Here is a 20,520-nt window from a genome sequence, read left to right on the forward strand (position 1 = left end):
ATAACACGAAGAAAAATTGCGCTTTAACCCTGGGTCTCCCGCTCCAGCGCTTGCGCTGCCGCAACCGTTTTACCCTTGGTCTTCAACTCACTGACAATCACCGCCGCGACAATCAGCCCCGCCCCCAGCAGTGCGATGGCCGGCAAACGTTCTCCGGCGATCCGCCCGACAATCCCGGCCCAAACCGGCTCACCGGCGTAAATCAATGTGGCGCGAGTCGGCGAAACACTCTTCTGCGCCCAGTTCATCGCCACCTGAATCGCCGCACTCGCCGCGCCCAGCCCCAAGGCACTGCACAACAGTAGCCAGGAAAAGTCCGGAATAGGTTCCTGGGTCGGCACCACCAACAGGAATGACAGCACCGACGTCACCGCCAGTTGCACCACCGTCACCCGTTTAACATCGACTTGGCCGGCGAAGTTGCTGATCAGGATGATCTCGGCGGCAATCGCGATGGCGCTGATCAGCGTGGCGATTTCACCGGGGCTGAAGTTGAGCGCTGCACCGGAGGGGCCGGACAACAGCATCAACCCGGTAAAGGCCAGCATGATCCCGATGCTCGGCATCAGCCCCGGTCGACGGCCCAGCACCAGCCATTGCAACAGGGGCACGAAAGGCACGTAGAGCGCGGTAATAAAAGCCGACTGGCTGCTGGGAATACTCTGCAACCCGACGGTCTGCAAGCCGTAACCAAGCATGATTGCCACGCCGATAAAGGCACCGGCCTTGAGTTCGAACTGGGTCAGGTCCCGCAGGCTGCGCCACGAGAACAGGGCGACGATGATCGCGGCGGCGGCAAAGCGCAGGCCGACGAAAAACATCGGGCCGCTGACGGTCATCGCATGCTGGACCAGCAAAAAGGTCCCGCCCCAGACCATGGTGATCAACACCAGTACGCATTCGGCCTTGCTGAGCCGAAGGAGGCGGGAGGGGGGCTGGGAGGTATTCACCGACGTCATGATCTTGCGTGCTACCTGAGGGGGACGCACAATGCGCCGGAAGTTGGGCAGTATACTGCGCAGCACCACCGAGTGAGCAATATAGTGCACAAAGATTCTTCGCAGCGGGCTTCGGTCCTTCAGCACGTCAGCCAGAATGTTCGACGTCTGCGCCATGCGGCCGACATGAGCCAGGCTGCTTTGGCGGAAAAGTCCGGGGTCAGCCGCCGTATGCTGGTGGCCATCGAGGCCGGTGAAAAGAATGTCAGCCTGACCACCCTCGACCGCGTGGCCGAAGCGTTGGACGTGGCGTTCAGCGATCTGATCCAGGCGCCCGAGGCCCGTGACCACAGCCGCATCAACGAACTGGCCTGGGCCGGGACGATCCCTGGCAGCAAGGCGGTGTTGCTGGCCAAGGCCAACGCTTCCCGTGAAGTCGAACTCTGGGAGTGGCGCCTTGAGCCGGGCGAGCACTACCCGTCGGAGCCGGATGCCGATGGCTGGAGCGAGCAGTTTTATGTCTTCGAAGGTTGCCTGACGCTGATGGTCGGTGATGTGCCGCACAAGATCGCCGCAGGTGAGTTTTTCATGTTCGCCAGCAACCAGCCGCATTCCTATCGCAACGAGGGGGCGGTGGCGGTGCGGTTCGTGCGTAATGTGGTGATCTGACGGTTGGCCCATCAACAGTGACGATCAAGTCCGCGTCCACGGCCTGCGTCCTCGACACCGGCCGGGTGGTGTTGTCCGCCGCGCCAGCGAGCTGCTGGCCCGGGGCGATTTGCATGATTTTTATCCAGGCAATCATTGATCAGTGAGAACGGCATGAGCGAAACCCAAAGCGGACAGCCGACCGACGTCATCCGTCACGCGGACATCCTGATCATCGGCGGCGGCCTTAGCGGCGCGATGCTGGCGGCGCAATTGTTGCGCCTGCCGGGCAAACGCCAGGTGCTGGTGATCGAACCGCGCGCCGAACTGGGGCGCGGCGAAGCCTACAGCGCCGTGGAACTGGGCCATACGCTCAACGGCAACGCCGCGCGCATGAGCGTCGACCCGGACAACGCCGATGACCTGACGCAATGGCTGACCGAATACATCGCCGCCGGAGGGTGGCCAGAGTCGAACGAGCAACCTGTGCCGATCAGTGAACTGTTCCCGCCCCGGGGGATTTTCGGCCTGTATGTGCAACAGCGTCTGGCCGAGGCGCAATCGGTGGGGGCTTTTAACGGTTCGACGGTCGAACATGTGCGGGCAGAAGTAGTGGACTTGCAAACCGCTGCCGAGTCGGTGCGGCTGACGTTGAGCGATGGCCAGCGTTTACAGGGTGCATGTGCGGTGCTTGCCACAGGAATGTTTCCGGCCGCGCGCACGCCGCAGACCGAATCCAGCGGCTTGAACGCGGCGGCACTTGATCCCTGGGATGTGGCGGCCATGCAGCAGCTCGATCCGCAATCGACGGTGCTGATCATTGGCTCGGGCCTGACCATGGTCGATGCCGTGGTGTCGCTGGAACAGGCCGGGCATCGCGGGCCGATCGAGGTGTTTTCCCGTCACGGCTTGTTGCCCCATGTGCGGCGGCAACCACCGGCCTGGGTGGATTTCCTGGCCGAGGATCACAGCATTCGCACACCACGACAGCTGATGCGTGAACTGCGCCGGCATTGCCGCGATGCCATCGCGCAAGGGATTGATTGGCAAGCGCCGTTGGACACGGTGCGCGCGCATATTGGTCGCCTGTGGCATCAGGCCACCGATGTGCAGCGCCGGCAGTTTGTACGCCACGTGCGTCCCTGGTGGGAAAGCCATCACCACCGTTCGCCACCCCTGAGCGCCGAGTTGGTGGAACGCTTGCACGGGGAAGGGCGGTTGCGGATTCAAGCTGCGTCGTTCAAAGGGCTGGAGCCTGCTTCGGGCGGTGGCGTGAGTATTCATATTCGTCGCAGGGCTGAAGCGCAGACGGTTGTCGTCAGGGGCGCGGCGTTGATCAACTCCAGTGGCATCGAGTACGACTGGCGCCGGGTCGCCCGGCCGTTGCCGCAGCAATTGCTGGCGCGCGGGCTGATTCGGCCGGGGCCGTTGGCCTTGGGGATCGCCGCCGAGGTGGATGGTGCGGTGCTGGATGCCGAAGGACGGGTGGCTGACCGGCTGTTCGCCATGGGCCCGCCGTTGCGTGGGATGTGGTGGGAAAGCACCGCCGTCACCGACGTCGCCGGCCAGGCCAAGGCGTTGGCTGCACGATTGGCAACGCTGTAACGACTATTGGAATAACCCTGTGGCGAGCGAGCTTGCTCGCGCTGGGCTGCACAGCGGCCCCAGGATTTTGTGAGCGCTACGCACTCAAGCGCGAGCAAGCTCGCTCGCCACATTGGAAATGAAGAAACCCCGCACGTTGGCGGGGTTTCTTGTTTCAAGCAGCCCAAGGCCGTTGATCAATAGCGCTGATATTTGGAACCGAACTCAGGACGATTTTCGGCGACGTAGAGTTTGCTCGCCTGGGTGTCTTTCTGGTCAACGCTGACGGTGTTCACGTTCAGGATGGCCGGTTGGCTGACTTTGGCTGCTGCTACGACGGGGGTCGTTGCGTGTGGGGCGGCGATGGCGGAAGTGGCGCCAAGAACCGAAAGGGCGAAGCCGATACCGATGATGCTTTTCATGATGTTGCTCCAGAGTGTGGGGAGAAGATGTGGCTACTGTAGTGCTGGAGCGCCGTGATGAAAAAACACCCTGACGCATAGTCATTATCGAGAGCGATGATCCTCAAAAAACAAAACTGTGGGAGCGGGCTTGCCCGCGATGGGGACCTGACAGACGACGATGATGTCGCCTGGCATTCCGTCATCGCGGGCAAGCCCGCTCCCACAGGGATATTTGCTGATTCGACTGATCGTGATCAGTAGCGCTGATATTTTGAACCGAACTCGGCACGGTTTTCGGCGACGATCACGCCGCCGAGCAGCGCGTTGTGAGGGATCGAAGCCACTCGCTCTCGCAGTTCTTGCAAACGATCGGCACCACCTTCGGCGACGCGGTTCTGGATCAGGCGGTCAGAGCCACCTTCGGCGACGCGATTCTGGATCAGGCGGTCAGAGCCACCTTCGGCGACGCGATTCTGTATCAGGCGGTCAGAGCCACCTTCAGCCACGCGATTTTGTTGCAACCGGTCTGAACCGCCCTCTGCCAACAGCGACTGGATCTGACTGTTTGACACGGTGTTCGAGGTGTTGGCCGATGCCAGGCTGGACAAGCCAAGACCGCCCACCAAGGCGAGGCCGAGTGCCAGGGACGAAACTTTCGAGAAGTTGAACATGGGTAATTCTCCGTGCGCTTAAGTGTGAGGGGTCAGTAGCTCGTGCTAGCTGGTGTTCACAGTTAAACGCCGGGGTGTATCGCTGATGTGTGCCTGAAACGCTCGAAATCGGCGTTTAGGTATCCGGGGGAGGATTTTATACAGACGGATACAAAACCCTCGGTAAATGCTTATACCTGGGTATCGAGCATTTCCACCGGATAGGAAAAAACGTAGCCCTCGCTGCGCACGGTCTTGATGTAGGTCGACTCCCGCGAGTCATCCTTGAGTCGTTGGCGCAGGCGGCTGACCAGCAAGTCGATGGACCGGTCGAACAGGTCGGCATCGCGGCCTTGGGTCAGGTTGAGCAATTGATCACGGCTGAGCACCCGTTGCGGGTGATCGAGGAATACCCGCAGCAGCCGGTATTCGGCGCCGCTGAGGGCGACCAGGGTGTCGTCTTCGTCCAGCAAGTGGCGCGCGGTGGTGTCCAGGCGCCAGCGGCCGAAGCTGAGCAGGCGGCCGCTTTCGGTGATCAGCAGGTTCGGTGGCAGCATCCGGGTGCGGCGCAACACGGCGTTGATCCGCGCCAGCAGTTCGCGGGCGGCGAAGGGTTTGGTCAGGTAGTCGTCGGCGCCCATTTCCAGGCCGAGGATGCGGTCGGTTTCGTCGTTGCGCGCGGTGAGCATCAGGATGGGCGTGGCTTTGTGTTTGCCTGAGCGCAGTTCGCGGCACAGGACCAGGCCGTCATCGCCGGGGAGCATGATGTCGAGGACGATCAGGTCGACCTGGTTGGTTTCGAGGAAGCTGCGCATGTGCCGGCCGTCGGGGACCATGGTGGTGCGCAGGCCGTTTTTTTTGAGGTAGTTGCCTACCAGTTCGCGAATTTCACGATCGTCGTCGACGATCAGGATATGGTTGGTGTGGTCCATGGGGTGATCCTTTTGTTATTCGCGGTTTGGGGCATTCTAGAGGAGCGGCGGGGATTGTGGTTGGCGGATTTTTTTGGGCTTGGCGGCCTTGTAGCCGACCATGCTTTGGGTGGGTTGCGTACATATCCGTTTCTGCGGTAACGGCTGCTTAGGGTTCCGCTCTTACAGCGGGTCACTTTGGAAAAGCCCCAAAGTAACCAAAGGGCTCTTGCCCCTTTCGTTCGGTGCCTCGCTGTGGCTCGGCATGCCCGCGCTCCGGTCCTGCTCCGTGGACCCGCCGCCATCGGCCATCCATGGCCGGGGGCGGCTAACCCGGCATCCATGCCGGGTTGCCCACTGCGCAGCACCTGCGCTCGGCCTCTCGATGGGGCAAGAAAATCAAAAGCCAAATCAAAAGCGCGGCGGCCTGACAGCCGACCTGGCTGTTGTGGCCACACCCGATTTCTGTGCGAGCTGGCCTGCCAGCGATGGCGGCCTGACTGTCAGCCTTGCATTTGCTGGTGTACATATCCGTTGCTGCGGTAACGGCTGCTTAGGGTTCCGCTCTTACAGCGGGTCACTTTGGAAAAGCCCCAAAGTAACCAAAGGGCTCTTGCCCCTTTCGTTAGGTGCCTCGCTGTGGCTCGGCATGCCCTCGCTCCGGTCCTGCTCCGTGGGCCCGCCGCCATCGGCCATCCATGGCCGGGGGCGGCTAACCCGGCATCCATGCCGGGTTGCCCACTGCGCAGCACCTGCGCTCGGCCTCTCGAGGGGGCAAGAAAATCAAAAGCAAAAGCCAACGGCAACGCCAACGCGAGGCGGCCTACCGGCCGGCCTGTTTGTCGGGTTCGTCCGCATTCCCCCCTGTAGGAGCCGGCTTGCTGGCGATGGCGTCGTAGCAGCCACATGATCTGATAGATGTATCCCGCCACCAGCATTCCCTTTGGAACACGGCTTTTCCCCGGCCCTGAAAGCAACAAGCCGAAGCAATCGCTCCGGCTTGTGTCATCAGCAGTTCATTCCATCAGTCACGCAACCACTCGATAACACGGCACATAAGCCGCACCCCCCGGCAACTTCATCCGGTGCTGTGCGACAAATGCCTTGAGCAGTTGATCCAGCGGCTGCATGACCGCCGCATCGCCACGGATTTGATACGGACCGTGTTGTTCGATCAGGCGGATGCCCTTGTCCTTGACGTTGCCGGCGACGATGCCGGAGAACGCGCGGCGCAGGTTGGCGGCCAGTTCGTGGGGCGGCAGGTCGCGGCTGAGTTTGAGGTTGGCCATGTTTTCGTGGGTCGGGTCGAACGGGCGCTGGAAGCCTTCGTCGATTTTCAGCAACCAGTTGAAGTGGAACGCATCGTTGCGCTCGCGGCGGAACTGTTTGACCGCCTTGAGGCCCACGGTCATCTGTCGGGCGACTTCTGCCGGGTTGTCGATGATGATCTGGTAATGCTGCTTGGCAGCCTCACCGAGGGTGGCGCCGACGAAGGCGTCGATTTGCTCCAGGTATGGCGCGGCGTGTTTCGGGCCGGTGAGGATGACCGGGAAGGGCAGGCCTTCGTTGTCCGGGTGCATGAGGATGCCGAGCAGGTACAGGAACTCTTCCGCGGTACCGGCGCCGCCCGGGAAGATGATGATGCCGTGGCCGACGCGAACGAAGGCTTCCAGGCGTTTTTCGATGTCCGGCAAGATCACCAGTTCGTTGACGATCGGGTTCGGCGCCTCGGCGGCGATGATGCCCGGTTCAGTCAGACCGAGGTAGCGGCCACCGTGGATGCGCTGTTTGGCGTGGGCGATGGTGGCGCCTTTCATCGGGCCTTTCATCACGCCGGGGCCACAGCCGGTGCACACGTCGAGGCTGCGCAGGCCCAGTTCGTGGCCGACTTTCTTGGTGTATTTGTATTCTTCGGTGTTGATCGAGTGGCCGCCCCAGCACACCACGATCTTCGGCTCGACGCCGGGGCGCAGGGTGCGGGCGTTGCGCAGCAGGTGGAAGACGTAGTCGCTGATGCCCTGGGAAGTGCTCAGGTCGATGCGTTGGCTGTCGAGTTCGTTTTCGGTGTAGACGATGTCGCGCAGGGCGCTGAACAGCATTTCACGGGTGCTGGCGATCATTTCGCCATCGACGAAAGCGTCGGCGGGGGCGTTCAGCAGTTCCAGGCGTACGCCTCGGTCCTGTTGGTGAATGCGGATTTCGAAGTCCTTGTAGGCTTCGAGAATGGTCTTGGCGTTGTCGACGTGGGCGCCGGTGTTGAGGATGGCCAGGGCGCATTGGCGGAAGATGTCGTAGGTGCTGCCGGATCCGGCTTCGCTCAGTTGCTGGACTTCCCGTTGGGAGAGTGTTTCCAGGCTGCCTTTCGGGCTGACCGAAGCATTGATTACTTGTCGTTGGGTCATTCAATGATCCTTAAAACGATGTCATTCCTACAGAAACAACGAATGGCATCCGAATAGTGTGTATCCATGAAAGAAGATGGCACTAAATACGCGGTCTCGCCATGTCCCCGATTGACGATGAAAAGATGAAAAGGGAGCCCAGCATAGCTAAATCCCGTGCAGAGGCGATAATGCCCCGCAGTCTTTTTGATGCAGAGTCTTTTTACCACTGAAGAAAGGAATCGCGACGCAATGTTCGAAATCCAGCCGATGGACGCCCAAACCTACCGGCAACAGACCCGGCGCAGCACGCTGATCATTGCGCTGATCTTCGTGGCGCTGGCGATGGTGCTCTCGACGGCGGCGGTGGCTGTGTTCGGCGAGCCCGGCGGCGACAACCTGCGGTTCAACATCGGCGGTGTGTTTGCCGCGGTGCTGTTGATGGCGGCGCTGATGCGCAAAGTGTTCTGGACCCAGGAATGGATGGCGCCGGCGGTCTATAGTTGGCAACTCAAGCGCAGCCTGATGAGTGTCACCAACGTCATGCATCACGTCACGGCCGCCGTGCAGGCGGACGATCCGACGGCCATGAAGCTGCTTCGGTTCTATCATCTGGGGTTGAGCCAAATGCACGAACTGGACGGTAACTCCAGCGACCATGGGCAATTGAGCCGGGAAATGCAGCAACACGAAGCACGAATGCAGGCGCTGGGGCTTGATCCGCAGCAAATACGCCTGGACCCGGCATGGCTGGAGGCGGTGAAGCGCACATCAGGCTAACCCCGATAGCCGTGGGCATCCCGGGGAAGGCATAGTGAGTAGAAATCGAGCAGGAAGCCTCGTTTTCCCAATCATCAAGGAGCGAGCGACATGGGGCATCCGTCCATTCACGATCGTATCGAAACTAGCCGGCCTGGCGTTGCCCGCCTGAAGATTCGCTCCGCAGTGACGCTGCTGGTTGCGGTCTGCCTGTCGATGGCGGTGATTGTCATCTGGGAGGCCTGGAGTTCTCGCCAGTACCACCTGCATGACAAGGAAGTGGCCATGTCCAACCTTGCGCAGACCCTGGCCTCGCAAGCGCAGGCGACGATCAAACAGGCCGATACGCTGCTGTTTACCCTGGTCGATCGCCTTGAAAACGATGGCATCGATGAGGGCCGGATCAATCGCTTGCAGCGTCTGCTCAGCGCCCAGCGCAGTGAATTGAAACAGATCCATGGCCTGTTTGTGTATGACGAAACCGGGCGATGGATCGCCAATTCAAACGGCGCCGAAGTCGGTGTGGCGAACAATTCGGACCGTGAATACTTCATCTTTCATCGTGATCACCCTGATCGCGGCCCGCACATCGGCCCGTCGATCAAGAGCCGTTCCAGCGGCGAATGGATCATGACCGTATCGCGTCGGCTCAATCATCCCGACGGCAGCTTTGCCGGCGTCGCACTGGCGACGATTTATCTCAGCCACTTCCTGCAGCTCTACGACAGCATCGACATTGGCAGGAACGGTGTGATCAACCTGATCGCCGATGATGCACGCATTGTCGTGCGTCGACCGTTCCATGATGCGGACATCGGTTCCAGCCTGACCAAGAGCCCGCTGTTCACCCAGTTGCTGCCCGTCAGCAGTGCGGGCACGGCCACGATCACATCGGTGATCGACGGCGTCGAGCGCGTGACGGGTTATCGTCGGGTCGAGGGCTATCCGCTGATTGTCTTTACCGCGTTGAACAAAGATGAAGTGTTGGCGAGCTGGCGCAAGGAATCGTTGCTCAGTGCCGCGATCGTCTCGTTGTTGCTGGGGTTTTTGGGCGTGCTGGGGTATCGCCTGATCAAATTGATGAAACAGCAAAACCGCATTCAGAATGAACTGCTCGGCGCCCAGGACAAGTTGCTGGAGGTCAATCGCAACCTGGAGCTGTTGGCGCTGGAAGACGCCCTCACCGGGCTGGCCAACCGGCGTCAGTTCGATCTGTTCATTCAGGCCGAAGCGGGGCGTGCCCGGCGCAACCATACCGGCCTCGCGCTGCTGATGATCGATGTCGATCATTTCAAGGCCTTCAACGATCGCTATGGGCACCTGGCGGGCGACGACTGCTTGCGCAAGATCGGTGCGATCATCGTCGACACCATCAAGCGTCCCGGTGACCTGGCGTCGCGTTTCGGTGGCGAAGAGTTTGCCGTGGTGCTGCCGGGGACCGATTACGTGGGGGCGTTTTTGCTGGCGGAGAAAATCCGTAGCGCGGTGCTCGCCAGCGGCCTGGAGCACAGTGAAAGTCCCGAAGGGGTTGTGACGGTCAGTGTCGGCGTCTGTGGCTACGATGCGGATTCACAAGCGGCGACCGAAGACTTGATCGGTGCTGCCGACAAGGCGTTGTATGTGGCCAAGGCCAGCGGTCGAAACATGAGCGTCATCGCCAACTGAGGTGCAGACAAAGCGGTCACTGCCCTGAACCCGTTTGCTCCTCAATCCTCGGACTGCGATCTTTCAACGGGACCACCGCTTGATCACCTGAACATAGACCACCCCGTTGACCAGCAACACCAGACCGGCCAGCCACAGTTGAATGCCCGGCGTCAGACCGGCCGGGTAAATGATCGGCCACACATAATGCTCGATGAAACCAGCGCCATAACCGCTTTGACCGGCAGCGTGGCGCATCAGGTTTTCCCAGCGCGTCAGCGGGCAGGGCAGGTGGAAGAATTCCACCGCCACACCCCATGCGGCGCAGGGCAGGTGCCAGCCGATCAGGCGGCGCCATTTGAGCAGCAGCAACCCGCCGAACAAGACGAAGAGAATGAACGCCAGGTGGAACAGCACCAGCCCATCGGCAGCAATTCGGTAAAGCATGTCGACTCCCGCTGGGGTCAGGCGATCGCTCTATCCTACTCGCGAAAATCAGTGAACTGCGCGTGCTTGCGTCCGTTGTGCCTGGCTTGATAGCGCAACTTGTCGACCTGTTCGACGAATTCCAGCGCCGTATTGTGCAGGGAAGCATGCTCAACAAAGATCAAACGACGGAGAACTCGTGTGCGATCTGAGTGGAACGGGTTCGTGGCAATGCGCAAGATTGTTCAAGCCTTCGGCTGCGACTGCTGGCACAGTCTGGCGTCTTTCTTCTGGTTGTAGAGCGTTATGTCCAACTCACACTTGCCGCGCCGTGCGTTTCTTCGCGGTGCCGCAGCGATCATGCCATTGTCCCTGGCCACCGCGCCCTGGGGCTTGCTGGCCGGATCCATGGCCATCGAGGCCAATCTCACGCCGCTGCAAGGGCAGGGCCTGTCGAGCATTGTCTTTGCCGGCGCCGCGCAACTGGTGGCCATCGGCATGCTCAAGGGCGGGGCCGGGATCTTTTCGATCCTGTTGACCACGTTGTTGCTGACCTCCCAGCATTTACTCTACGGGATGAGCATGCGCTCGGTGATTTCGCCGTTGCCAGGTCGCTGGCGGGTGGGCCTGGGATTTCTGCTCACCGACGAGTTGTTTGCCCTGACCAGCCAGCACGACAAACAGCAGTTCGATCGCTGGTACGCCTTGGGCGTCGGCCTGACGTTCTACATTGCCTGGAACCTCTTCACCCTCGCCGGGATCGTGCTTGGCAGCAGCATTCCCGGCCTGGAACACCTGGGGCTGGATTTCTCCATTGCCGCCACTTTTATCGCGCTGATCACCCCGGTGGTGCGCAACGTGCCGACGGTGGTCTGTGTAGCCGTTTCGTTGTTCTGCTCGGTGCTGTTCAGCTATTGGCAATGGGGCTCGGCGCTGGTGCTGTCGGGGCTGGCGGGCATGACTGCCGGGTTTATCTGCAACAAATTCCAGGGAGCGCGCACATGATGGTCTGGGCAGTCATTTTCGGCATGGGCGTGCTGGTGTTTCTCAATCGTTATGTCTTTCTCGAGCCGCGGCTGCCACTGCGCCTGAGCAGCAATGCCCGGCAGTTTCTGGGCTTCGCCGTGCCCGGGATGTTGACCGCGATTTGCGGGCCGATCGTGTTCATGCCCGAGAAACAACTGAACCTGCAATGGGACAACCCGTACCTGATCAGTTCGCTGGTGGCGGTCTGCCTGGTGCTCTACACCCGCAACACCTTGCTCAGTATGTTGTTGAGCATGGGCTTCTTCTTTTTGCTGCGCGGGTGGCTGTAAGTCGGGCACAGGATTCTGTTCTACGCTTAAAACGGATGAACGATCCCTTCAGGAAGAGAGGTGAACATGGCAAGCGACCCCAAGCGTCCGGACCCGGAAGACGACATGGATGAACCGACAGAAGAAGAGCTTGAACAGCAGCGAAAATCGGAGAAGACGTGGAAACACGACGACAGTCGCGAGCTGTCGGATCGTGACATCGAAATTCCATTAAAACCCTGACCGAAACGTGCCCCTGTAGGCGCTGCCGCAGCTTGCGGCAGCGCCTACGTGGATGGCGCATGGGTCTGTTAAAAGAAAAAGAGGGTCAACGAACCTCTGGTAATGCGAAGGTTGCGAGCGCGGGGTTCAGGCGTCGTCCGACGGCATAAAGTCGGGATGAGCGGCCCGAAAACCCAATGTCTTGTCGATCCATGCATTGAGCTCGTTGACCATCACCGGGGGCTTGCCCGGGTAGTTTTCGAGGGTTGTACTCAGAATTTCATTGATATTGGGGATTGAACGCAAGTTACGGGTCTGTATGTATTGCCCGATGAAACAGTCGAGTTGGTAGTGCTCTGTCTTTGTAAGATGAACACGAGCCAAACCCACGACTTGATTATTTATAAAATCGTCGCGCAATTTAGTTCTCTGCAAGGCTTGGTGTATGGGAATTCCTTAATTGCTGACTCTTTGGTCAGCTGATGGTGCCGCTGGAAATACGGCGCGAATATTAGCGTTAGCGACAAAAAATGTATGCAAAGCGACTCGCTGGTCAGACCAGCGGTTAAACATCGAATACGGGTGTTAACTCACCGAAACAGTCATTGTTAAAGTTGTAACTTTATCTTTCGGAAATAACTGTTATTTATGTCAGAGTCACTGTCGATATTGACACTTCAGGTCACTTCAATAATTAATTCCGGTCCCTGGTTTCTCGTATTGCCAACCGCTTTGCCAACCTTGTGCCAGCAGAACGCGTGACTGTCTTCACCTTGCAAAAGTACCATTTGCTCCGCGCGTTCCCGGGGCGTGGCCGGGTCCAGCCATTCCCGCGCCAGTTCGGCTGAAAACACCACCGGCCGACGGTCATGAATGTCCAGCATGCCGCCGGCGCTGTCGGCGGTGATGATCACAAAGCCATCGTCTTCCCTGGGCGCTGCGCCGCCAGTCGGGAACTGGCCGATGGCAGCGCAGAACACCGGTCCCTGATCACGTCGCCGGATCAGCCAGGGTTGCCGTGTGCCGTCTCCGGCATCGACCCATTCGAACCAGTTGTCGACCGGGCAGATCGCCCTGTGTGGCCAGATCGACCGAAAGAACGGACCGTGGGCAACTTTCTCGACCCGCGCATTGATCGGCGCGGCGCGATCCTTGGCCCAATGCGGACGCCAGCCCCAGCGCTGCGAATCGGCGTGCAGGCCGTCGTCCTCCCGATGCAACAGCGCCAGTTGCGTGGTGGGCGCCGCGTTGTAGCGTGCCAAGGGCTGATCGCCGACGTGGTTGATCAGCGCGTCGGGAATGCTCAGCACCGCGACGAAATCGTGGATGCCCCGGTATTGCGACAAGCGTCCGCACATCGACTGGTTCCTCTGGCCAAGGCTTTCAGTCTAGTTGCCTCAGATCACGTGCGCCCGTTGCAACTCGGTCAATGACAACGCCTTGAGTTGCGCCAGTAGCGGGTCCCGCCGATCACGAGGGTGCGCCAGCTGCACCGCCAGTTCCTGTCGAATACTGCTCGGGCGATTGTCCATCACCAGTACGCGATCACTCAGGTAAAGCGCCTCGTCGACATCGTGTGTCACCAGCAGCAGGGCGATGGCGTGGCGCTCGGCCAGTTGCAGCAGCAGGTCCTGGAGTTTCATGCGGGTAAAGGCATCCACCGCGCTGAAGGGTTCATCGAGCAACAGCACTTGCGGTCGCGAGTAGAGGCCCCGGGCTATCGCCACCCGCTGCGCCATGCCACCGGAAAGCGCCTTGGGCAAGGCCTGGGCAAATCCGTCGAGGCCGACTTCCTTGATCAGTTGTGCAACCCAGGCCTTGTCATAATGCTTGTCGGCGCTGAAACCGATGTTTTGCTCGACCGTTAGCCACGGCATCAGCCGCGGTTCTTGAAACACGAAAGCGACTTCACCGGCATTGCTGCGCAGGCTGCCCTGGAAGTCTTTTTCCAGCCGGGCGACGATCCGCAGCAAGGTACTTTTGCCGCAGCCGCTGGGGCCGAGCAGGCTGACGGTTTCCCGGGCCTTCAACTGTAAATGGACGTTGTTGAGCACGGTCGTGGCGGCGAAGGATTTGCGCTCGACGTGGATATCCAGCAAGTGTCCGGTCATGACTTAACCCTCTGAGCTTTGGCCGTTGAACGTATCGCGCCAGGCCAGGAAGCGTTTCTCCAGGCTGGCAAGCAGGCCGTCGCTGAGTTTGCCCAGCAGCGCCAAAACGATGATCGCTGCCAGCACGATGTCCGGGCGTGACGTCTCGCGACCGTCGCTGAGCAAATAACCCAAGCCTTTGGTGGCGGCGATCAACTCGGCGGCCACCAGAAACATCCAGGCCAGGCTCAAGCCGCTGCGCAATCCGGTGAAGAGGCCGGGCAGGGCGGCGGGCAGCAGAATCCGCTGCACCAGGCGACGGCGGCTGAAACCGTACATTTGCCCGACCTCCACCAGTTTGCGGTCGATGTTGCGGATCGCCGCGACGCCATTGAGGTACACCGGGAAAAACGCGCCAATGGCGATCAGGACGATCTTCGAGGTTTCGTCGATACCCAGCCACAGCAGCAACAGCGGCACCCAGGCCAGGCTCGGGATCGAGCGCAGGCCGGCGAACGTCGGTTCCAGCCAGGCTTCGGCTTCACGACTCAAACCGACCCAGGCGGCAAACACCAGGGCCAGGCCTGCGCCAATGCTGAAACCCAGCAGTACGCGCAACAGGCTGGCACCGATGTGTTTCCACAATGCACCTTCGGCCAGTTCCTTGAGAGTCAGGGCGATTTCGCTGGGGGCGGGCATTTGGTAGGACGGCAGCCAGCCGATGCGCACGACGAATTCCAGCACCAGCACTATCAGCACCGGCAGGGCCAGGCCTTTGAGGCGCAGGCGCCAGGTCTTGTCAAGGCGGTGCGGTGCAGGCAATGCCAGGTGGGTGGGCAGGGTTTTGGTTTTGCTGGTCATGTTTTTCTCCAGACATCAAAAGATCGCAGCCTGCGGCCGCTCCTACATAGCGTCCCTGTAGAAGCTGCCGCAGGCTGCGATCTTTTGCTTTTACTGACGTGCCACGGTTTCTTTGAAGCCGGTGTCGATCAACTGATCGATCACCTGATCGACGTTCACCCCACGGCGGACCAATTCCTCGGAAACCAGAATCGGTGTAGCGGACTTGGAGGCGAGCACATCCTTGGCAGTCAGTTGCGGGCTGCCCAGGTCGGTGCGCGACAGTTGCAGCTTGGCCACTTCCAGCGACAGGCCGGATTCGGTGGCGAGCAGCTTCGCCAGTTCGTCAGGATTGTTTACCGCCCATTCCCGGGCCCTTTGGTCTGGGGCAAGGCCTTTTCCAGAAAACCGAAATGCTTGAGCACCAGGCTGACCGGCGAATAGTAGGCGTAATCCAAATGCACTTCGGCTGGCGGCGTTTCAGCCGCCTGCGCCATAGGTTGCAGGCTCAGAGCCAGGACACAGGCGCCGAGCAGGGACCTGATCAACGCAAAACGGAAGGTGGATTTCATGGGAGGCTCCGGGCAAGGCGGCGAGGTTCTTATGTCTAAAAAAGTATTTTTCACGATTGCTTCCTGCATAAAAGGAATATTGCAGGCTCTGTGCCATGTTCGCGGTGCGCCGGTTTTCAAGGCTTGCAGGACGACGGAGAGGGTGATGGGCTGTACTCAGGAAAACAGTCTGTTGAGTCACTGTTGCTGGGCAAACACTTGATTGTTCGAGTCATGAGCTTATGCGTAAATCGAATTTCAACAGCTTCTTGTAAGAGCGTTATGGTCTATCAAATTCGCCTTCAAGGAGTTCTCGATGAACCTGTCCCGATTGGTGCGCGGTCTGTTGACCAGCGCTTTGTTTTCCGCGCCATTGGCCTACGCTGCCGAGCCTGTGGTCCTGCATATCGGGGACCAGAACTACTACAACATTCGCGCCTCGGTTGAAGCGTCTGGCGTATTGAAGGACGCGCCGTACACCGTCGACTGGAAACACTTCCAGGCGGCCGCACCCCTGGCCGAAGCGCTGAACACCGGCGCGCTGGACCTGGGTTTTCTCGGTGACTCGGGCTTTCTGTTTCTCGCTGCCAAACAGGCGCCGGTCAAACTGATCGGTGTGTCGCGGCAGAACCCCGACACCATCGCCTTGCTGGTACCCAAGGACTCGCCGGTAAAAACCATCGCTGATCTCAAGGGTAAGAAAGTCGCCTACTGGCCCGGCGCCTGGAGCCAGCAGTTGACCTTGCGCGCCCTGGAAAAAGCCGATTTGCCGGAAGACTACGTCGACTTCATCAAGCTGATGCCGATCGACGCTGCCGCTGCGTTGCCTCAAGGCAGCATCGATGCCTTTCCGGTGTGGGAACCGTACATTTCCCAGCAAATACTGTTCTCCGGCGCGCGGCCGATTCTCACCGCAAAGAACCTGATGCCTGGTCTCAGTGCCATTGCCGCCTCAACGCCCTCGATCGACAGCAAGCGTGAAGCGATCGCCGATTTCCTCGGGCGTCTGAAAAAGGCCCGGGCGTGGGTCGATAACCATACCGACGAGTACGCCGACCTCTGGGCCAAGAAAGCCAATCTCGACCAGAACGTGTCCCGCCACTGGCTGCGTCAGGCGCACATGACCGTCGGCCCGGTCGACGCCCAGGCTGCCAAGGATTTGCAGAGCACCGCGGACTTCCTGTTCAAGGTCAAGGCACTGCCAGCGGAACTGGCCACGGCGCCGATCATTGACGGCTCATTCCAGCAGGCGCTGGCGCAGTAAACGAGCCTCGGAACCAAACTCTGTGTACCCTTATCCAACTTCGGCTCGCAGCGCTGCGGGCCGAAGAAGGATGAACGGGCGAAGGAATTTTGCCGTTTGACGTGTTGACCGCAACGGTCTGGCCCAAGGCAAAACATGAAACAGTGGTTGAAGATACTCATGACCGGCGCGATCACCGCCAGTCTGCTGGGCTGTATTGCAGCGCCCATCGACATGACCCCGCAAACCGAACAACGCCTGCGCGCGCAACCGCCGATCCGCTTTCTGCTGACATTCGATGACGGTCCCTCCGCCTCGAGTTTCTGGAACCCCACCGAAACCGTGCTCGACAGTCTGGCGGTGAATTCGCTGCAAACCGACATCAAAGCGGTGTTCTTCGTCCAGTCCCGCGCCACACGGGCCGGCAACAGTGAGATCGGCCGCGCGGTCATGCACCGCGAGCGCGATGCCGGGCACATTCTGGCCTTTCATACGGCCACGCCTTCACACACCAATCACCGTTCTCTGGACGCGCAAGAATTGCAGCAGGCGCTCACCGATGGCAGTGCCGATATCGCCGCGATCAGCGGCGCGCCCCCAACCCTGGTGCGGCCGCCATTCTGGAGTTACGACAAGCGCACATTCGCCGCTTATCAGCAACATGGCCTGCATGTGTTGCTCACCGACCTGAGCGCCAACGATGGCAAGATCTGGGGCTTCAATGCCAGCCCGCGGCGGCGTTCGCACATGCTGCGTTCAATGTCCGAGGTGCGCGAGCGCATCGCCCGTGGTGAGCTGCCCGTGGTGGACGGGGTGATTCCGGTGGTGGTGACCTTCCATGACCTCAATCGCTACACCGCCCGGCATACCCGCGAGTACTTGCAGATCCTGCTCGACAGCGCCCAGGCGACCGGCGTCAGGACCGCAGATCAGCCGTTTTACGACGACACCGCCGCACTGCAACGCGCGGCGATGGCGCGCACGTTGCGCGACAGTTCGCAGCCGGTTGAACTGCCGGGCGTGTGGAACTGGATCTGGAAGGACAATCCGCATTGAACAATCTGTTCAAAGTGAGAGGCATTTAACATTTTTCGCTGGCGCAAAATCGGCAAAGGCGATCTATGCTGAAACGGATCCAAACCGATCAACTGTCGCCGAGGCACCGGCCATGGTTCCTATTTCAGTACTTTGCAACATAGTAGAGTCCGGTTTTGAGCCGCTGACCTGCGAGTGCACGGAAACCCTGGGCCTATTGCGCATCGAGGTTTTCGAGCCCGCTTCCGGCGACGTCAAGCTGTTGATCGATGGCGTTTCGACCGAGCAACTGACCAGCGTGCGGGCCATCTCCGAGCTGATCGGCGAGTTGCGTACCGAGATGAGCGCCGGACGCCGGGCCTTTGCCGGCTGAGCCGATCGTTGATTAACACCGAACCTGTGGCGAGGGAGCAAGCTCCCTCGCCACGATCCTTATATTTCCTGTGGCAACAGTTCATCAATCATCCGCAGGCAATGGTTCAAGCCCGGCGACACATCGCCCACCCGCCGACTGAGAATGATCGGCGAGGTCGCGTTGTCTTCCAGTAATGGCGTGAAGCCGATGTCGTCGCGGTGCAGCAATTGCACCGAGGCCGGCACCAGCGTGACCCCGATTCCGGCCCCTACCAAACCAATCGCCGTTTGCAGTTCGTTGGTCCATTGCGCGACGTGGATGCTCACGCCGTAGGATTCGAACAGCGCGATGACGTGATCGGCATAGCTGGGGCGCGGGTTGCCGGGGTAGAGCACAAAGGGTTCCCTGGCCAGATCGCGCAGGCTGATGGGGCCGGCAAGCAAAGGATGCCCGGCGGGCAGGGCGGCAACCAGGCGGTCTTCGGTCAGTACGGTTTGTACGATGGCCGGGTCGTCGATGCGGATGCGTCCGAAGCCGATATCGATACGTCCGGCCTTCAATGCCTGCACCTGTTGCAGGGTGGTCATTTCCGAAAGGCCCAACTCCAGCTCCAGCGGCTCGCCACTGCGCAAGCGGCGGATCAGTTCCGGGAGCACGCCGTACAGCGTCGACGGCGCAAAACCGATGCCCAGCCAGGTTTTTTCTCCCAGCCCGATGCGTCGCGTGTTGTCGCAAATCTTGTTCAGCTGTTCGAGCAGGGCGGTGGAGTGCTCATGGAAAAACCGTCCGGCGTCGGTCAACTTCAGCGGTCGCCCGCGCTCCAGCAGGATCACCCCCAGTTCATCCTCCAGCTGCTGGATCTGCCGGCTCAAGGGCGGCTGGGCGATGTGCAGCAGTTCGGCGGCGCGGGTGAAGTTGAGGGTTTGCGCCAAGACCTGGAAATAGCGCAGGTGCCGCAGTTCCATGGAGCCTCCGGATGTCAGTTGTTTGCATACCTTTAAGGTATCAAGTCAGACCAATTCTATATTGGCATCGAGAAAAAAGCCGTACGAGAATCGATTCCAGAACTTCAAGAACCTGACGGGTATCGAAATGCTTGCAACAGCCATTGAGTCGATCGAGACGATCATCGTCGATCTGCCGACCATCCGCCCGCACAAGCTGGCGATGCACACCATGCAGAACCAGACCCTGGTGATCATCCGCGTCCGGTGCGCCGACGGCATCGAAGGCATCGGCGAATCCACCACCATTGGTGGCCTGGCCTACGGCAACGAAAGCCCGGACAGCATCAAGACCAACATCGACAAACATTTCGCGCCACTGTTGATCGGCCAGGACAGCGGCAACGTCAATGCCGCCATGTTGCGCCTGGAGCGCAGCATCCGTGGCAACACCTTTGCCAAATCCGGGATTGAAACCGCGCTGCTCGACGCCCAGGGCAAACGCCTCGGCCTGCCGGTCAGCGAATTGCTCGGCGGCCGGGTGCGTGATGCGCTGCCAGTGGCCTGGACCCTGGCCAGTGGCGATACCGAAAAAGACATCGCCGAAGCGGAAAAAATGCTCGACCTGCGTCGCCACCGCATCTTCAAACTGAAGATTGGTGCCGGCGAGGTCAACCGCGACCTGGCCCACGTGATTGCGATCAAGAAAGCCCTGGGCGACCGCGCCAGTGTGCGGGTCGACGTCAATCAGGCCTGGGACGAAGCTGTCGCGCTGCGTGCCTGCCGGATTCTCGGGACCAATGGCATCGACCTGATCGAACAGCCGATCTCGCGCAACAACCGCGCCGGCATGGCGCGTCTGAACGCCATGAGCCCGGCGCCGATCATGGCCGACGAGTCCATCGAGTGTGTGGAAGATGCGTTCAACCTGGCTCGCGAAGGCGCGGCTTCGGTGTTCGCCCTGAAGATTGCCAAGAATGGCGGCCCGCGCGCCGTGTTGCGCACCGCCTCTATCGCCGAAGCGGCGGGTATCGCCCTGTACGGCGGCACCATGCTCGAAGGTGGCCTGGGCACCATGGCCTCGGCGCATGCCTTCGTCACCCTGAACAAACTGGCGTGGGACACTGAGCTATTCGGCCCGCTGCTGTTGACCGAAGACATTCTCAGCGAGCCGCTGGTCTACCGTGATTTCGAGTTGCACGTGCCGAACACCCCGGGTCTGGGCCTGACCCTGGATGAAGAGCGCCTGGCGTTTTTCCGCCGCGACAAGTCATCCACCGCCATTCATCAAGCCTGAGGAGAGCGTTATGCTGTTCCACGTAAAAATGACCGTGAACCTGCCGGTCGACATGAATCCAGAAGCGGCGGCCAAATTGAAGGCTGACGAAAAAGCCCTGGCCCTGCGCCTGCAAGACCAAGGCAAGTGGCGCCATTTGTGGCGCATCGCCGGGCACTACGCCAATTACAGCGTGTTCGATGTCGACAGCGTTCAGGAACTGCATGACCTGCTGATGCAACTGCCGCTGTTCCCGTACATGGCCATCGAGATCGACGCGATGTGCCGGCATCCTTCTTCCATCCGTGACGACGACCGCTGAGC

At 60.2% G+C, this 20,520-nt stretch carries 23 protein-coding genes and 1 pseudogene; 12 read left to right on the plus strand and 12 right to left on the minus strand.

What is annotated here, in order from left to right; genetic code table 11:
* Positions 1–23: 23 nt before the first annotated feature.
* Positions 24–1,049 (minus strand): DMT family transporter, encoded by a 1,026-nt coding sequence (locus KHO07_RS10830; RefSeq protein WP_212627182.1) that lies wholly within the window; start codon positions 1,047–1,049, stop codon positions 24–26.
* Here KHO07_RS10830 and KHO07_RS10835 point away from each other — a divergent pair.
* Together KHO07_RS10835 and KHO07_RS10840 are read left to right on the plus strand one after the other, a co-directional pair.
* Positions 1,044–1,607, plus strand: coding sequence for an XRE family transcriptional regulator (locus KHO07_RS10835; protein WP_212627183.1), 564 nt, complete (start codon positions 1,044–1,046; stop codon positions 1,605–1,607). The genes KHO07_RS10830 and KHO07_RS10835 overlap by 6 nt on opposite strands.
* Before the next feature lie 153 nt (positions 1,608–1,760).
* Positions 1,761–3,191: an FAD/NAD(P)-binding protein gene (locus tag KHO07_RS10840; RefSeq protein WP_212627184.1), complete on the plus strand. Its 1,431-nt coding sequence runs from the start codon at positions 1,761–1,763 to the stop codon at positions 3,189–3,191.
* A 176-nt stretch (positions 3,192–3,367) separates the two neighbouring features.
* Here the strand turns inward: KHO07_RS10840 and KHO07_RS10845 are convergent, their stop codons facing one another.
* The 4 genes from KHO07_RS10845 to ppnN form a co-directional block, all read right to left on the minus strand.
* Positions 3,368–3,592: a hypothetical protein gene (locus KHO07_RS10845; protein WP_075949018.1), complete on the minus strand. Its 225-nt coding sequence runs from the start codon at positions 3,590–3,592 to the stop codon at positions 3,368–3,370.
* 236 nt (positions 3,593–3,828) lie between these two features.
* Positions 3,829–4,245, minus strand: a complete 417-nt coding sequence (locus tag KHO07_RS10850) for a hypothetical protein (protein ID WP_150735049.1) — start codon at positions 4,243–4,245, stop codon at positions 3,829–3,831.
* Positions 4,246–4,415: 170 nt separating this feature from the next.
* Positions 4,416–5,156, minus strand: a complete 741-nt coding sequence (locus KHO07_RS10855) for a response regulator (protein ID WP_150736252.1) — start codon at positions 5,154–5,156, stop codon at positions 4,416–4,418.
* A gap of 1,007 nt (positions 5,157–6,163) precedes the next feature.
* Positions 6,164–7,537 (minus strand): nucleotide 5'-monophosphate nucleosidase PpnN, encoded by a 1,374-nt coding sequence (ppnN, locus tag KHO07_RS10860; RefSeq protein ID WP_150736215.1) that lies wholly within the window; start codon positions 7,535–7,537, stop codon positions 6,164–6,166.
* Positions 7,538–7,768: 231 nt separating this feature from the next.
* Between ppnN and KHO07_RS10865 the strand changes: the two genes are divergently transcribed.
* Together KHO07_RS10865 and KHO07_RS10870 are read left to right on the plus strand one after the other, a co-directional pair.
* Positions 7,769–8,296 (plus strand): DUF3087 domain-containing protein, encoded by a 528-nt coding sequence (locus tag KHO07_RS10865; protein ID WP_150736214.1) that lies wholly within the window; start codon positions 7,769–7,771, stop codon positions 8,294–8,296.
* 90 nt (positions 8,297–8,386) lie between these two features.
* Positions 8,387–9,940 carry a sensor domain-containing diguanylate cyclase gene (locus tag KHO07_RS10870; protein ID WP_212627185.1) on the plus strand — a complete coding sequence of 518 codons (1,554 nt, stop codon included), beginning with the start codon at positions 8,387–8,389 and terminating at the stop codon, positions 9,938–9,940.
* A 63-nt stretch (positions 9,941–10,003) separates the two neighbouring features.
* On the opposite strand, the gene KHO07_RS10875 is transcribed toward KHO07_RS10870, so the two are convergent.
* Complete coding sequence (locus tag KHO07_RS10875) at positions 10,004–10,366, minus strand: DUF2784 domain-containing protein (protein ID WP_212627186.1); 363 nt, start codon at positions 10,364–10,366, stop codon at positions 10,004–10,006.
* A gap of 285 nt (positions 10,367–10,651) precedes the next feature.
* Between KHO07_RS10875 and KHO07_RS10880 the strand changes: the two genes are divergently transcribed.
* The 3 genes from KHO07_RS10880 to KHO07_RS10890 all read left to right on the plus strand — a co-directional run bounded on the left by KHO07_RS10880 (position 10,652) and on the right by KHO07_RS10890 (position 11,883).
* Positions 10,652–11,350: an AzlC family ABC transporter permease gene (locus tag KHO07_RS10880; RefSeq protein ID WP_150736211.1), complete on the plus strand. Its 699-nt coding sequence runs from the start codon at positions 10,652–10,654 to the stop codon at positions 11,348–11,350.
* Positions 11,350–11,661, plus strand: coding sequence for an AzlD domain-containing protein (locus tag KHO07_RS10885; protein ID WP_191635301.1), 312 nt, complete (start codon positions 11,350–11,352; stop codon positions 11,659–11,661). Before KHO07_RS10880 ends, KHO07_RS10885 begins: the two co-directional genes overlap by 1 nt.
* A gap of 66 nt (positions 11,662–11,727) precedes the next feature.
* Positions 11,728–11,883 (plus strand): hypothetical protein, encoded by a 156-nt coding sequence (locus tag KHO07_RS10890; protein WP_191635299.1) that lies wholly within the window; start codon positions 11,728–11,730, stop codon positions 11,881–11,883.
* Between the two features lie 126 nt (positions 11,884–12,009).
* On the opposite strand, the gene KHO07_RS10895 is transcribed toward KHO07_RS10890, so the two are convergent.
* The 5 genes and pseudogenes from KHO07_RS10895 to KHO07_RS10915 form a co-directional block, all read right to left on the minus strand.
* Positions 12,010–12,282, minus strand: a complete 273-nt coding sequence (locus tag KHO07_RS10895) for a hypothetical protein (RefSeq protein WP_212627187.1) — start codon at positions 12,280–12,282, stop codon at positions 12,010–12,012.
* A gap of 257 nt (positions 12,283–12,539) precedes the next feature.
* The gene (locus tag KHO07_RS10900) at positions 12,540–13,220 is read right to left on the minus strand and encodes an SOS response-associated peptidase family protein (RefSeq protein WP_212627188.1); all 681 of its coding nucleotides are present in this window, start codon (positions 13,218–13,220) and stop codon (positions 12,540–12,542) included.
* Positions 13,221–13,259: 39 nt separating this feature from the next.
* Positions 13,260–13,973, minus strand: coding sequence for an ABC transporter ATP-binding protein (locus KHO07_RS10905; protein WP_150736207.1), 714 nt, complete (start codon positions 13,971–13,973; stop codon positions 13,260–13,262).
* Positions 13,974–13,976: 3 nt separating this feature from the next.
* On the minus strand, positions 13,977–14,813 hold the full coding sequence (locus KHO07_RS10910) for an ABC transporter permease (protein WP_212627189.1): 837 nt from the start codon (positions 14,811–14,813) through the stop codon (positions 13,977–13,979).
* Between the two features lie 90 nt (positions 14,814–14,903).
* Positions 14,904–15,364: pseudogene (locus KHO07_RS10915) on the minus strand (hypothetical protein).
* A 295-nt stretch (positions 15,365–15,659) separates the two neighbouring features.
* Between KHO07_RS10915 and KHO07_RS10920 the strand changes: the two are divergent.
* The 3 genes from KHO07_RS10920 to KHO07_RS10930 all read left to right on the plus strand — a co-directional run bounded on the left by KHO07_RS10920 (position 15,660) and on the right by KHO07_RS10930 (position 17,994).
* Complete coding sequence (locus KHO07_RS10920; protein ID WP_150736204.1) at positions 15,660–16,607, plus strand: ABC transporter substrate-binding protein; 948 nt, start codon at positions 15,660–15,662, stop codon at positions 16,605–16,607.
* Positions 16,608–16,742: 135 nt separating this feature from the next.
* Positions 16,743–17,642, plus strand: a complete 900-nt coding sequence (locus KHO07_RS10925) for a polysaccharide deacetylase family protein (protein WP_212627190.1) — start codon at positions 16,743–16,745, stop codon at positions 17,640–17,642.
* Positions 17,643–17,754: 112 nt separating this feature from the next.
* Positions 17,755–17,994 carry a DUF1652 domain-containing protein gene (locus KHO07_RS10930; protein WP_075949398.1) on the plus strand — a complete coding sequence of 80 codons (240 nt, stop codon included), beginning with the start codon at positions 17,755–17,757 and terminating at the stop codon, positions 17,992–17,994.
* Between the two features lie 59 nt (positions 17,995–18,053).
* Here the strand turns inward: KHO07_RS10930 and KHO07_RS10935 are convergent, their stop codons facing one another.
* Positions 18,054–18,941, minus strand: a complete 888-nt coding sequence (locus KHO07_RS10935) for a LysR family transcriptional regulator (RefSeq protein WP_150736202.1) — start codon at positions 18,939–18,941, stop codon at positions 18,054–18,056.
* A 127-nt stretch (positions 18,942–19,068) separates the two neighbouring features.
* On the opposite strand from KHO07_RS10935, the gene KHO07_RS10940 reads away from it, so the two are divergent.
* Together KHO07_RS10940 and catC are read left to right on the plus strand one after the other, a co-directional pair.
* Positions 19,069–20,217 carry a muconate cycloisomerase family protein gene (locus KHO07_RS10940; protein WP_212627191.1) on the plus strand — a complete coding sequence of 383 codons (1,149 nt, stop codon included), beginning with the start codon at positions 19,069–19,071 and terminating at the stop codon, positions 20,215–20,217.
* 10 nt (positions 20,218–20,227) lie between these two features.
* Positions 20,228–20,518, plus strand: a complete 291-nt coding sequence (gene catC / locus KHO07_RS10945) for a muconolactone Delta-isomerase (RefSeq protein WP_034150962.1) — start codon at positions 20,228–20,230, stop codon at positions 20,516–20,518.
* The last annotated feature ends 2 nt before the right edge of the window (positions 20,519–20,520 follow it).

This window comes from Pseudomonas sp. PP3 (assembly GCF_905336995.1).
GTDB classification, from domain to species: domain Bacteria; phylum Pseudomonadota; class Gammaproteobacteria; order Pseudomonadales; family Pseudomonadaceae; genus Aquipseudomonas; species Aquipseudomonas reinekei.